The organism is Ruegeria sp. CH10 (genome assembly GCF_056537125.1).
Map to the genome: position 1 here is coordinate 60,975 of NZ_JBQFQY010000005.1, position 13,420 is coordinate 74,394.

Genomic DNA, 13,420 nt, shown 5'->3' on the forward strand with positions numbered 1-13,420 from the left:
GCGGGCGAGGGGCCCGCCCTTTCCGGTGTTGGTTTCAAACCCGTCAGGTGACGTGGTTCGACCGGTTGTAGACGTTGAACTTGCCGGTCGGCGCGAACAGACCCTTCACGCGGCCGATCTCTTCCAGCGTCTTGGCGTCGAAGATCACGATCTCACCGTTGGCCTCTTTCGAGGTCGAGCGGTTCCACTTGGAAACCCAGACCTCGGAGCCGTCCTGGTTGAACTCGAAGTGGACGGCGACGTTGCCTTCCTCTTCGGTGATCTGGATCGTTTTCACGATCTCACCGGTTGCCTTGTCGATGACCTGTACCGATTGCTGAATCTCAGGCTCGGGGTGCTTGGTCTGGTCGGCCCAGATATAGTCCGATTCCGGGTGTGTCCGGATGAACAGGCCGGGGCCGTCGGTTTCGACCTCGTAGCAGGTTTTCCAAGCCTGATCAGGGTGACCTTCAGGGTCGTTGCCCCAAACGGTGACTGTACCTTCACCCAAGTGGGTCGTACCGGCAACAGGACCGCAATTCGGGTCATCCCAGTTGGCGCCCGGGCCGGGGTGCGGCAACGGCGCGGTGTCGATCATGGCTTCCAGCTTGTGCGTTTTGGTGTCTACGACAACCATTTTGTTCGACGCGTTTGCGGCGATCTGGAAGAAGCGACCAGTTGGATCAAAGAACCCGTCATGCAGGAACTTGGCGCTGTCGATCTTGTCGATACGCAGATTGTCCAGGTCGGTGTAATCCACCTGCCAGAGCTGGCCGAGTTCCTTGACGGCAACGATCCATGTGGGCTCGTTCGGGGTGGTGTAGATAGCGGCCACGCGGGCCTCTTCCACATAGTCCCCGTCCACGTTCACACCGCGGGTCGAAACAACCTTTTTCGGCTCCATGGTTTCGGCATCAACGATGGCGAAATGCGGTGGCCAATAGGCCCCACCGATGACGTATTTACCGTCGCCGGATACGGCCACGTCGCGGGCGTCATAACCAATGGTCACCTCGGCTACGAGCATGTTTTCCGGGTTTTGCCACAGGTCGATCTTGGTCATCTTGCCGTCGCGGCCCATGGTGTACCAGAAGCGGCCCGGGTTTTCCGGTTCTTCCAGTTTGTGGTGCTCGGACGCCTTGAGAACGTGCACGGCATACCCGGTCGGGATATGTGCCAGCACTTCCTTGGTGTCGCCGTCGATCACGGCCACTTTGCCCACGTCACGCTCGATGACCACAAAGAAGTTTTCCCAGTTGCGGCCATGCAGCGGCTCGGACGGGTAATCTTCGGGTTCGACATAGACCTTGCGAGTCGCCATCATCTGTTCAAGCGACATTTCCGGCGGCTTAGGCGGCTCCATCTGGATGTAGGTCGCCATATCGCGGATTTCGTCCTCGGTCATAACGTCCGAGAAGTTGTTCATCCCGCCTTCGGTCCCCCATGCGATGATCTTTTCAAGCCGGTCCTGACCCAATTTCAGGGTGCCGGATACGGTGACGGTGCCATCATCGTTTTTTGTTTCTACAACCGGCTCAAGGCTTTTGCCCGTTGCCCCTTTGCGCAGCACGCCGTGACAACCGGCGCAACGCTCAAAGTAAAGTTGTTTCGATGATTCAAAGGCTTCCTTGCTCAGTGTCGGCTCGTCGGCAAAGACTGGCGCAGCAACGCTGCCCAGCAACATCGCCAAACCGACCCCAAAGGCGCGGCCAGTTCTGTTGTAGCTAATTCCAAGTGACATGATCACTCTCCATTTGCTGGTGAGGCAGGTCCTAGGGTGGGACATCACGCGGATGTCATCCTTGACGAAAGTCAACGGCAGTGACGCAAACTGCACCGCAAAGCGAAAAAACCACCCGATAAAACAAGGGTTTTTGAGACATGTTTAGAACCGCTTGACCTTGGTTAAGTCGGTACGGGGCAATCCCCGCTAGGCTGTAGGTCAAAGCCAGTAGAGCCGAGGAGAGCAGCTATGTCGGCAATAATCGTGCGGGTTTTGGGCGAGGGATTTAGGGTATTTTTCCTATCTGCCGGGCTTTATGGCCTGTTTGTCGGCGGCGTCTGGGGCCTGTGGCTGATGACGCAGACCGGGGCGGTGCCTTACACCGATCCGACCTACGCCATGACCCCCCCGATGTGGCACGCGCATGAGATGATCTTTGGCTATGCCACCGCCGCGTTGGGCGGGTTCTTCCTGACCGCCGTGCCGAACTGGACCGGCGCGAAAGAGGCACGGGCACAGTTCATCGCGCTGGCCGCAGGTCTGTGGTTGCTGGGGCGGTTGGCGATGTGGTTTTCCGGCCTGTTGCCGCCGGTTCTGGTGGCGGTGCTTGATTTGGCCTTTGTGCCGATTCTGGCAGCGAAAATCGCGACTCAGCTGATCCGGCGGCCCAAGCCGCAGAACATGGTGTTCCTGCTGCTCCTCAGCCTGATCTGGGTCGCCAATCTTCTGACCCATCTGGAATGGATCGGCATCACCCGGGATACTCTGAACCTTGGTCTGCGGGCCGGGTTGCTGACCCTGTGTTCAATGATCGCAATTCTGGGCGGGCGGATTACCCCGGCCTTTACCCGCAACGCGATGAAGCGCGACGGCGCGCCCGAGGCGGCATGGCCAGTTTCGGTCGCCGCCCTCGACAAGGCAGGGATGATCGTCGCGCTGCTGCTGCCGCTGAGCGCACTGACGTTCGGACTTGGCCCGGTCACGGGGGCCTTTGCGCTGGGGCTAGGCGTCGTGCAGGTCCTGCGCATGGCGCGCTGGCGATCGGTCTGGGCGCTGCGGCAGCCGATCCTGATTGCGCTGCATATCGGGCTTGGAATGCTTGCGCTCGGCCTCATCTTATGGGGTCTGTCCCTGCTGGGCGTCGGAAGCGAAGTCGCGGCGCTGCATGTGCTGGGAATCGGCTGCGTCGGTGGCATGACCCTGGCCGTCATGAGCCGCGCCGCGCTGGGTCACAGCGGGCGGGCGCTGATCGCGCCGACACCGATGGCGGTGGCCTATGGGTTGATGGCGCTGGCGGCGATTCTCAGGTGGGTAGGGTCCGATCTGAACACCGGCTATCTGACTGCGATGCTGGTGGTGGACGGGCTGTGGATCGGGGCCTTCACGCTCTATCTGATCGCCATGTGGTCGGCCCTGACCGGTCCGCGTGCGGCCTGAATATTCATATATTTTGTGGATTTATCCATTCCCGCCCACAGTCTTGACTTTCGTTAAGGCACCCGTGCGACCCAACCGCCATTGTCGTCACACTAGCTAATCTGCGCAAAGGAGAGCGCGATGCGAGAAGTCATGACAAAGAGCATGGCTCGCAACATATTTTATGGCGGGTCACTGTTCTTCATCCTCATCTTTCTGGCTCTGTCAGCCCATTCGCACCTGTATATCGTCAATTCCGAGAACTCGGCAAAGCTTGATGAAAGTGTGGTGAGGGGCAAACACGTCTGGGAAAAACACGCCTGTATCAACTGTCACACCATTCTGGGCGAGGGGGCCTACTATGCCCCCGAAGTCGCGAATGTGATGACCCGTTGGGGCGTTCTGGACGACCCGGAATCAGCCTTTGAAGCCCTCAAGGGCTGGATGGAAGCACAGCCGACCGGCATTCCCGGTCGTCGGCAGATGCCCAATTTCGACCTCAGCGACGAAGAGATCCGCGATCTGACCAACTTTTTGATCTGGACGGACAATATCGACGCTCAGGACTGGCCGCCGAACGAGGCAGGCTGAGAAAGGGACAAGGACAATGAAATACGAATCCCAAAAAATCGCCTACGCCTACTTTGCCGTAGCCATGGGCCTGTTCGCGATACAGGTGTTGGGCGGCCTGCTGGCCGGTCTGATCTATGTCTTCCCGAACTTCCTGAGCGGGCTTTTGCCGTTCAACATCGTGCGGATGCTGCACACCAACTCTCTGATCGTCTGGCTGATCCTGGGCTTCTTCGGGGCGGCCTACTTCCTGATCCCGGAAGAGGCCGAGCGTGAGATCCACTCACCCAAACTGGCCTATCTTCAGCTGATCATCCTTGTTGTCGGCACCTTGGGCGTGGTTGTGACCTATGTCTTCAACCTGTTCGAAGGCAACTGGCTGCTGGGCAAAGAAGGGCGCGAGTTCCTTGAGCAACCCAAATGGGTCAAGGCGGGCATCGTCGTGGCCGCGCTGATCTTCCTTTACAACGTGTCGATGACCGTTCTGAAGGGCAAGAAGACCGCCATCACCAACATCCTTCTGTTGGGTCTGTGGGGTCTGGCGCTGCTGTTCCTGTTTGCCTTCTACAACCCCGGCAACCTGTCCCTGGACAAGCAATACTGGTGGTATGTTGTCCACCTCTGGGTTGAGGGCGTTTGGGAGCTGATCATGGCCTCGATCCTCGCCTACCTGATGCTGAAGCTGACGGGTGTCGACCGTGAGATCGTCGAAAAATGGCTCTATGTCATTGTCGCCGCCGCGCTGTTCTCGGGCATCCTTGGGACCGGGCACCACTATTACTGGATCGGTACACCGGGCTACTGGCAGTGGATCGGGTCGATCTTCTCAAGCCTCGAAGTGATCCCGTTCTTCGCGATGATGGCCTTTGCCTTCGTCATGGTCTGGAAGGGCCGCCGGGACCACCCCAACAAGGCCGCGCTGCTGTGGTCGCTGGGTTGTGCCACTCTGGCCTTCTTCGGTGCCGGTGTCTGGGGCTTCCTGCATACGCTGCACGGGGTGAACTACTATACCCACGGCACGCAGATTACCGCAGCCCACGGCCACCTGGCCTTCTACGGTGCCTATGTCTGTCTCAATCTGGCGATCTTCAGCTATGCAATGCCGATCCTTAAGAACCGCGATCCTTATAATCAGGTTCTGAACATGGGCTCGTTCTGGCTGATGACCAGCGGCATGGTCTTCATGACCTTCGTCCTGACCTTCGGTGGCACCGTGCAAACGCACATGCAACGTGTGGTTGGCGACTACTTCATGGACGTGCAGGACCAGATTGCAGTCTTCTACTGGATGCGTCTCGGCTCTGGCATTGTCGTGGTCCTTGGCGCGCTGCTGTTCATCTACTCGGTCTGGGTGCCCCGGAAAGAGGTCATTGAACCCGGCGCAGCCGAAACCCCTGCGGAGTGATGAACATGGACGGCTCCATGAAACTGAATGAGGGGGCGGCAAACGCCCCCTTCTACCTCGCCCAGGGCGATGAATGCGACGTCTTCTGCGCCGCCTACACCAACGACCTGCCGGTCCTGCTGAAAGGCCCGACAGGTTGCGGCAAAACCCGCTTTGTGGCGCATATGGCCGCCAAGCTTGGCCGCCCGCTTTATACCGTGGCCTGTCACGATGACTTGGCCGCTGCCGACCTGATTGGCCGCTACCTGTTGAAAGGCGGCGAAACCGTCTGGGTCGACGGCCCCCTGACCCGCGCGGTGCGCGAAGGTGCGATCTGCTACCTTGATGAGGTGGTCGAGGCGCGCAAGGACGTCACCGTTGTGCTGCACCCGCTGACCGACGACCGGCGCATCCTGCCAATCGACCGTACGGGTGAGGAGCTTGAGGCCGCGCCCGGCTTCATGCTGGTCGCCTCATACAACCCCGGTTACCAGAATATCCTGAAAACCCTGAAACCCTCGACCCGGCAGCGCTTTATCTCGCTGGAATTCGACTTCCCCTCGCCTGAGTTGGAGGCGCAGGTGGTCGCGCAGGAAAGCGGTCTGCCGCTGGAGCGTTGCAAGCCGTTGATCCGGCTGGCGAACAAGCTGCGCGGGCTCAAGGGTCAGGACCTTGAGGAAGGCGTTTCCACCCGTTTGGTTGTCTATGCCGCGACGCTGATCGCACAGGGCATGTCGACCGACCGCGCCATCCTTGCCGCTATGGTTGAACCTCTGACGGATGATGAGGACATCAAACGCGGGCTCCTCGATCTTGTCACGGCTGTCTTTGGGTGAGGCCGGCCGATGGTCAGGATCGATTTTGAGCCATGGGAACCCGAAGAAACGATCGGGAAACTGTGGCATACCCTTGCCAGCCGCCTCGATGCACCCAAGGTGCATGATGGAGCCGCTGTCGACCTCTCTGAGGTCGCGGGGCGGCTGGCCGTCCTCTTCCGAGGACTTGGGGGTAGCCCGGGCGTTGAATTGCGCCCGGTCTCACCCGAGGTTTCACGCCACCGCCTAAGCTGGCGCCGCAAACTGGCGACCGAGGCCGAGTTGATGCCGCGCGCGTCCTTCGATGGCGAAGTTCTGCGTCTGCCGGATCGGTTGGCAGTCTTTCCGGCGCGCGAGGCCAATGGTGCGCTTTATGTCTGGCTGGCCGCTGCTGCCGCCCATGCGGGAACCCGCATTGACGAAGACGACCCGCTGCGCACCGATCTGCGCGCGTTGATGGCGGCGCAGGACATGGTTGTGGTGACGCTCGACGACGCCCCCGGCTTGCGCCCGCTTTATACCGAGTTGTGCAAGGGCGTGCTGCACCAACGCGGCATTCCCGGTTTGCCACCGGTTGAGGCTGCGGTGGAAGAACTTATCCGTCATATGCTGGACGACCCCGCGCCGCTGTCTGAGAAAGCTGAACAGCTTCTGACGCTGGACGGCGACCTGACCGCCCCGCGCGGCTATCAACCGATGCGCCCGGTGCCCCTGTGGCCCGAGCTGCGCGCCGTCGGCTTTTCCGAACATAACGAAGTCGAAAACCCCTACACCGAAGGTGAACCCGAAGAGTCGGGCGAGAAAACCCACCGCGCCCGCCGCCGCAAATCCGATCAGGCCAACCGCAGCGACAGTTTCATCCTGCATAAGTTCGAAGCCATTCTCAGCTGGGCCGAGTTTCTGAACATCAACCGCCGCATCGACGACGACGATCCCGACAACGCCAAGAAAGCCGCCGACGATCAGGAAGAGATCGGGTTGGGCCAGATATCCAAAGCCCCGCCCACCAAGCTGAAACTGCATCTCGACCTCGCACCCGAGGATGTGAACCGCGAGCGTCTGTCTGGACGCATTCTCTATCCCGAATGGGACGTGCGCACCGGTCAGTACCTGCCGGACCATGTGAACGTCCTGCTGTCCGATGCCGACATCCGCGAAGACGCCGCCGAGTTTGGCAAAGACCCCGCCACCGCCCGCCGCATCCGCGCCGTGAAACGTCAGTTCGAGGCGCTGCGCCCGGGCCGCGTGATGACCCGAGGCCATCTGGACGGCGATCAGCTGGATATCGAAGCCGCCGTGCGCGCCGAAACCGACCGCCACGCCAGCGGCGAAGGCAATGAACGCATCTGGATGCAATCCCGCCCCGAGGCCCGCGATCTGGCGGTCTCGATCCTGCTGGACGTCAGCCGCTCAACCGAGAGCGCTGTCACAGGCCGCGCCGTGATCGACATCGAACGCGAGGCTTTGGCCGCGCTCGCCTGGGGCCTGAACGCCTGCGGAGACGATTTTGCCATCCACGCCTTCAGCTCGCTGAAACGCCAGCGCGTCTATGTGCAGCGCTGCAAACGGTTCGATGAGCCGATGGGGTCAACTGTCGAACAACGCATCGCTTCGCTGCGCCCCGGCCACTACACACGCCTTGGCGCCGCCATCCGCCATTGCTCGGCCGATCTGGCAGAGCAATCCCGAAAACGCCGCCTGCTGCTGGTCATCACTGACGGCAAACCCAACGATCTGGACCATTACGAAGGCCGCCACGGCATTGAAGACACCTGCATGGCCGTCCGCGAGGCGCGCCGCGCCGGACAATCGGTCTTTGGCGTCACCATCGACAAAACCGGCAAAAGCTGGTTCCCGCGCATGTTTGGCCAAGGCGGGTTCGCCGTCATCCCCGACCCGCACCGCCTGACCATGGCCCTGCCGCAGATCTACCGCCAACTGGTCGGCGCATGACCGACAGCTCCCTCATCGACGAGCTTCCGGGCGAGTTGCTGATGTGGGTGCTGATCATCTCGGAACTGCTGGTCTTCGGCGCGGGCCTGATCGCCTTCATGGGCGTCCGCCTGACCGATCCTGCGGGCTTTGCCGAAGCGCAATCGCATCTCTTCCGCACCGGCGCGGCGCTCAACACCGCCGTCCTGATCACGTCCGGCTACCTCGCCGCACAGGCCCTGCACTGGCGGCAAGCCGCCCGCCGCGTCGCCGCCCGTCTGGCGCTGATCGCGGCGGCTGCGTTGGGCGTTGTGTTCCTGATTGTCAAAGGCGCGGAATACGCAGACAAAGCCACCCAGGGCATCACCTTTGAAACCCACCCGTTTTTCCTGTTCTACTACTTGCTGACCGGCTTTCACGCCGCGCATGTGCTGGCTGGTGTGATGATCCTGCTGCTGGTCGCGTGGCGCGACCATCCCCGCAACATCGAGGCAGGTGCACAGTTCTGGCACATGGTCGATCTGGTCTGGATCATGCTCTTCCCCGTGATCTACTTGCTGGGATAAGAGCAATGCCCGCGCCTTCTTCTTGTCCCAAATACGGCCGCCGGAGGCTCCCGAACGCCCTCATACGCGCATGGCTCACACTTATGGCGCTCAGCGTCGTATCAGCGCTATTGACCTTGTCGTCTCTGGCTCCGGCGCTGCTGGCCGCTGGTATCCTGATCCTCGCCCTGATCAAGTCGCGTGTCATCCTTGCCACATATCTTGACCTGGCTAAAAGCCCGGCCTGGCTGCGGGGATTCACAGGGGTACTGACAGGATTTGTCCTGATCATATTCGCACTCTACCTGATCTGACCAAAGAAAATCGCCGCCCCGTTCAGGGCGGCGACTTTCCAGGCGAGGGGGCGCTTTTGGTTATTGGGCGGCCATCGGCATCCGTGCGATCTGGCAGCGTTGCCACAACGCCGACAGGGCACCGACCAGATGGTCGATATCGTCATCCGTATGTACCGGAGACGGTGTGATCCGCAGGCGCTCGGTCCCTTTTGGCACAGTGGGGTAATTGATCGGCTGGATATAGATGCCGAATTCCTCCAGCAGCGTGTCCGAGATAAACTTGCACTTCACCGGATCACCCACCATCACCGGAATGATGTGGCTGGGGTTGGGCAAATGCGGGATGCCTTCCGCATCCAACCGCGCCCGGACCTGCGCGACGCGGGCCTTTTGCAGGTCGCGTTCCACATTCGACTGTTTCAGGTGCCGGATCGAGGCCGCAGCGCCGGCCGCAATTGACGGGGGCAGGGCGGTGGTAAAGATGAACCCGCTGGCAAAGCTGCGCACGAAATCGCACAGCGCGGCTGAGGCCGCGATATAGCCGCCCACCACGCCAAACGCCTTGCCCAAGGTACCCTCGATCACGGTCAGGCGGTCCATCAGGCCTTCGCGCTCGGCGATACCGCCGCCGCGTGGGCCGTAAAGGCCAACGGCGTGAACCTCGTCCAGATATGTCATCGCACCGTATTTGTCGGCCAGATCGCAGATCTCTTTGATCGGGGCGATGTCACCGTCCATGGAATAAACCGATTCAAACGCCACCATCTTTGGTGCATCGGGGTCTGCAGCGGCCAGTTTCGCCTCAAGATCGGCCAGGTCATTGTGCTTCCAGATCACCTTCTGTGCCCGCGAATGGCGGATGCCTTCGATCATCGAGGCATGGTTCAACGCGTCCGAGAAAACAATCAGATCAGGAATTTTCGCGGCGAGTGTGCCAAGCGCCGCCCAATTCGAAACATATCCGGAGGTAAAAAGAAGCGCGGCTTCTTTTCCGTGCAGATCAGCCAGTTCGGCCTCAAGCAGCACGTGGTCGTGAGTGGTGCCTGATATGTTTCGCGTCCCTCCGGCACCCGCGCCACAGCGGTCCAATGCGTCATGCATCGCCCCGATGACAGATGGGTGTTGACCCATGCCAAGATAGTCGTTGGAACACCAGATCCGCACGTCGCGCTGCACCGTGCCATCCGTTTGCCGGGCATTGGGGAAAGACCCGCACCGGCGTTGCAAATCTATGAAAACACGATAGTTCCCTTCGTCTCGAAGGTCATCAAGGCGCTGAACAAAAAATCGCTCGTAGTCCATTTTATGTGCTCCCCGGAATACTGGCTTTGGACCGAGGATAGGTCAGGCCCGGTCGCCACAACATGACTAATGTCAAGTTGGAGTGTTATCAAAAACCTGATGCGGTCGCTGCAGTTTTGACATAGCTTAAAGACAGCGCGGATGGGTCATGGTTTTCCCGCTACAGAAAAGTCAGGGAGGGCGTTGTTGTGCCGCATGAAGCACAAAAGGCGATCGCACGTCAGTCGCTTCTGCTGCGCAGTTTGCCGGATCAGCATGTCGAGACGCTGCTGAGTCACGCAATATGGCGGCAGTATGATCGCGGAGAGACGATTTTCCTACAGGAGGAAACTGCGCAGGCAGTTCATGTTGTGCTGGCGGGATGGGTTAAGCTTTTCCGCATGAGCCCGACTGGTTCTGAGGCGGTCGTGAGCGTTTTCAAACGCGGCGACAGCTTTGGCGAGGCCGTCGCGCTTCGGAACGTGCCATACCCTGTCTCAGCCGAAGCTGTGTCGGCCTGCGAAGTGATGCATATCCCCAGCCCGATCCTGATCTCGCTGATGAAAGAAGACCCCGAAATCGGAATTTCGATTCTGGCGTCCACGTTCACGCATCTGCATTCTCTGGTGGCTCAGCTTGAGCAGCTCAAGGCACAAACGGGCGCGCAGCGGGTGGCCGAATTCCTTTTGAACCTGTGCGACTGCGCCGAGGGCAGCTGCGATGTGTCGCTTCCTTATGACAAGATGCTCATTGCCGGTCGTCTGGGGATGAAACCAGAGAGCCTGAGCCGGGCGTTTTCCCGGCTCAAAACAGTCGGCGTCAGAATCAACCGAAATCATGCAGAGATCGAAGATATCGACACGTTGCGCGGATATGTTGAAGATGATCCTCACGGCGGGATGTTGTAACCAAACAGAGGTGTCACGGTTGACTTGAAATGGTTGCGCAGGCGGGCAGGGTGGCGACCGGATTCAGGATGAAACGCCGTGCCTTCCATCCATGCTAACCTTCCGCAACAGTACCCGTCAGCATTTTCTGCATGGCGAAATATGACGCTTTCGGAGTTCGCTTCATGGAGCCGAAATCCACATCAACCAGGCCAAAGCGTTTTTCGTACCCCAAGGCCCATTCGTAATTGTCCAGCAAAGACCAGACAAAATAGCCCTTGACCGGGACCCCTTGATCAAGCGCGGCCTGAACGGCGAACAGGTGTTGATCAAGATAGAGGATGCGGTCTTCGTCCTGTTGGCGCTCGGGGCTGGCCATGCCGTTTTCGGTGACGTAGAGGGGCAAGCTGCCTGTGTATTCACGCGCCGCCCGGGTCAGGAAACGGGTCAGAGCGTCCGGGTCGATTTCCCATCCCATTTGGGTCTTTGGCAATGGGCCCGGAACTTCGACAAAACCCGGCCAGACAGAGTCTGAAGGCGCGATTAATTTACGGGTGTAGTAGTTCAGGCCGCACCAGTCGACCGGCGCGCCAATCGTGTCGAAATCATCTTGCCAACCGGTTGGCAGATGGGATTCCAGCCCGTCAAGGACGTTCTGCGGATAGGCTTTGTTGAACACGCCGCCCAAAAAGAACCGGTTGTAGATTCCGTCATACAGGGCGGCGGCTTGCTGCGCCTCGTCACTGTTATCGGCGGGTTCGGCCCATTCCAGATTGAATACACCCCCAAGATTGGACAATCCCAATCCGCGCATCGTCTCAATAGCCCGGCCATGGGCCAACAGAACGTGGTGCATTGCGCGCGCGGTAGCCCGAATGTCGCGCAGGCCGGGGGCGTGGTGCCCGTCGAAATGGCTCAGCCAGCTGACACACCATGGCTCGTTGATGGGGGCAACGCTGTGCATTCGATCCCCGATGCGGCCCATGATAACCTCGGTGAAATCGGCGAACCAACCGGCGATATCGCGGTTGCGCCATCCCCCCAGGTCGGCCAGAGGTGAGGGCAGCTCCCAATGATACAGGGTGGCGCAAGGGCGGATGCCGCGTTCCAATAGCGCGTCGGCCAGACGGTCATAATAATCCAGCCCGGCTTGATTGACCGGCCCGCGCCCTTCGGGCAACACGCGCGCCCAGCTTGTCGAGAAGCGATAGCAATCAAACCCTGCGTCGCGCACAAGATCGAAGTCCTCTTCGAACCGGTTCAGGTGGTCGCAGGCAAGATCCCCGTTTTCTGCGCGCACGACATTGCCGGGCGTGGCCGCAAAAGTATCCCAATGCGTCGAGCCGGCCCCGCCCTGCGCGTGCCCTTCGATCTGATAGGCGGATGTGGCAACGCCGAACAGGAAATCGTCGGGAAAATCGCGGCGCGTGTGTCTCATCGTCAGCTCCTTTTCGGGGCAGGGCCTGTTGATCGTCCGACCACCAGTTCGGATTCCAGCAGCGTGGTTTTGACCGGGCCGTCAGGCGATTTGATCCGTGCAATCAGCATTTCGGCCGCCAGCTCTCCGGCGTGTCGGACAGATGACCGCGTGGCCGTGAAAATAGGGACGTCCTGCCCGTTTTTCAGATAGGACAGGTCATCGTCATGCGCGATCACCGAAACATCCCGACCGATCTGCAAGCCCGCCTCATCCAGGGCCCGCCGCACACCAATCGCCGAAATCATCGACGATGCCAGAATTGCCGTTGGCGGGTCGTCCAGCTGCAGCAAATCGCGGGTCTCGTGATGGCCGTAAACCTCGGTCATCTCGGCGCTGCGCATCAGGTGCGGATCAGGGGGCAGACCGGCCTGTTCCAGCGCCTGCAGGTATCCGGCGCGGCGGCGATGTGCAAAATCCATGTCTTCAAGCCCGTTGATCAGGGCAATGCGGCGATGGCCAAGGTCGATCAGGAACTGCGTCGCGCGCAGGAACGAGCCCGTATTGTTCACATCGATCCAGTCATATTCCACATCCACCCCGGTTGACCGCCCGTGCACGATGAACGGAACACCCATGCGGGTCAGCAGCTCAATTCGTTTCTCGTTGACTTTGGGGCCCTGCAAAACAACGCCATCCACGGCCCCGCGCTGAAACAGGCTGCGATAGGCCCCTTCGATCGACGTGTCATCGGCGGTTTTGAACATCATGTCATAACCATTCTCGGCGTAGGATCGCGCGGCACCCGCAACGAAATCGCCAAAGATTGGGTTGACCATCTCGTGCTGGGACGAGCTGGGAATGACATGCCCGATGACCATGGATTTGCCGGTTGCCAGCCCCTTTGCCCGACTGTTTGGTCGATAGCCATGCTTAGTCGCGGCGGCCTGAACGCGCAGTCGGGTCTTTTCATTGACCTCGGGATAGCCGTTCAGCGCCCGGCTGACCGTGGTTTGAGAAAGACCCAGAATCTCAGAGAGCTGTTTCAGGTTCATAATGTTCAAAGCGCCTTCAAAAAAGTGCCTATTTCTTTTGTTTCGAATTTCCGTTTTCGTCAACATGTTTCGAGGTTTTCGCGGAAAATTCTCAGTTTTACAGGAGTCAATAAACGAATT

12 protein-coding genes are annotated in these 13,420 nt (G+C 59.8%); 8 read left to right on the forward strand and 4 right to left on the reverse strand.

Going from position 1 to position 13,420, the window contains the following annotated elements; translation table 11 throughout:
* Positions 1–43: 43 nt before the first annotated feature.
* A complete protein-coding gene (locus ACRZ94_RS15220; protein WP_480797728.1) occupies positions 44–1,720 on the reverse strand; it encodes a cytochrome D1 domain-containing protein in 1,677 nt (558 codons plus the stop codon).
* A gap of 231 nt (positions 1,721–1,951) precedes the next feature.
* Between ACRZ94_RS15220 and ACRZ94_RS15225 the strand changes: the two genes are divergently transcribed.
* The 7 genes from ACRZ94_RS15225 to ACRZ94_RS15255 all read left to right on the forward strand — a co-directional run bounded on the left by ACRZ94_RS15225 (position 1,952) and on the right by ACRZ94_RS15255 (position 8,678).
* Positions 1,952–3,139 carry an NnrS family protein gene (locus tag ACRZ94_RS15225; RefSeq protein WP_480797729.1) on the forward strand — a complete coding sequence of 396 codons (1,188 nt, stop codon included), beginning with the start codon at positions 1,952–1,954 and terminating at the stop codon, positions 3,137–3,139.
* A 120-nt stretch (positions 3,140–3,259) separates the two neighbouring features.
* Complete coding sequence (locus ACRZ94_RS15230; protein ID WP_480654813.1) at positions 3,260–3,709, forward strand: c-type cytochrome; 450 nt, start codon at positions 3,260–3,262, stop codon at positions 3,707–3,709.
* A 16-nt stretch (positions 3,710–3,725) separates the two neighbouring features.
* On the forward strand, positions 3,726–5,093 hold the full coding sequence (locus ACRZ94_RS15235) for a cbb3-type cytochrome c oxidase subunit I (protein ID WP_480654815.1): 1,368 nt from the start codon (positions 3,726–3,728) through the stop codon (positions 5,091–5,093).
* Positions 5,093–5,908 (forward strand): AAA family ATPase, encoded by an 816-nt coding sequence (locus tag ACRZ94_RS15240; protein ID WP_480654817.1) that lies wholly within the window; start codon positions 5,093–5,095, stop codon positions 5,906–5,908. Before ACRZ94_RS15235 ends, ACRZ94_RS15240 begins: the two co-directional genes overlap by 1 nt.
* 9 nt (positions 5,909–5,917) lie before the next feature.
* The gene (locus ACRZ94_RS15245) at positions 5,918–7,840 is read left to right on the forward strand and encodes a nitric oxide reductase activation protein NorD (RefSeq protein ID WP_480654819.1); all 1,923 of its coding nucleotides are present in this window, start codon (positions 5,918–5,920) and stop codon (positions 7,838–7,840) included.
* Positions 7,837–8,385 carry a cytochrome c oxidase subunit 3 gene (locus ACRZ94_RS15250; protein ID WP_480797730.1) on the forward strand — a complete coding sequence of 183 codons (549 nt, stop codon included), beginning with the start codon at positions 7,837–7,839 and terminating at the stop codon, positions 8,383–8,385. The genes ACRZ94_RS15245 and ACRZ94_RS15250 overlap by 4 nt, the downstream gene beginning before the upstream one ends.
* Positions 8,386–8,390: 5 nt before the next feature.
* On the forward strand, positions 8,391–8,678 hold the full coding sequence (locus ACRZ94_RS15255) for a cytochrome C oxidase subunit IV family protein (RefSeq protein WP_480797731.1): 288 nt from the start codon (positions 8,391–8,393) through the stop codon (positions 8,676–8,678).
* 60 nt (positions 8,679–8,738) lie between these two features.
* Here ACRZ94_RS15255 and hemA read toward each other — a convergent pair whose 3' ends face one another.
* Complete coding sequence (hemA, locus tag ACRZ94_RS15260) at positions 8,739–9,962, reverse strand: 5-aminolevulinate synthase (protein ID WP_480654824.1); 1,224 nt, start codon at positions 9,960–9,962, stop codon at positions 8,739–8,741.
* Positions 9,963–10,150: 188 nt separating this feature from the next.
* Here hemA and ACRZ94_RS15265 point away from each other — a divergent pair, with 188 nt between their 5' ends.
* Positions 10,151–10,849, forward strand: coding sequence for a Crp/Fnr family transcriptional regulator (locus ACRZ94_RS15265; RefSeq protein ID WP_480654826.1), 699 nt, complete (start codon positions 10,151–10,153; stop codon positions 10,847–10,849).
* A gap of 94 nt (positions 10,850–10,943) precedes the next feature.
* On the opposite strand, the gene ACRZ94_RS15270 is transcribed toward ACRZ94_RS15265, so the two are convergent.
* Complete coding sequence (locus ACRZ94_RS15270; RefSeq protein ID WP_480797732.1) at positions 10,944–12,266, reverse strand: GH1 family beta-glucosidase; 1,323 nt, start codon at positions 12,264–12,266, stop codon at positions 10,944–10,946.
* Positions 12,267–12,268: 2 nt separating this feature from the next.
* A complete protein-coding gene (locus ACRZ94_RS15275; protein WP_480797733.1) occupies positions 12,269–13,300 on the reverse strand; it encodes a LacI family DNA-binding transcriptional regulator in 1,032 nt (343 codons plus the stop codon).
* Between the last annotated feature and the right edge of the window lie 120 nt (positions 13,301–13,420).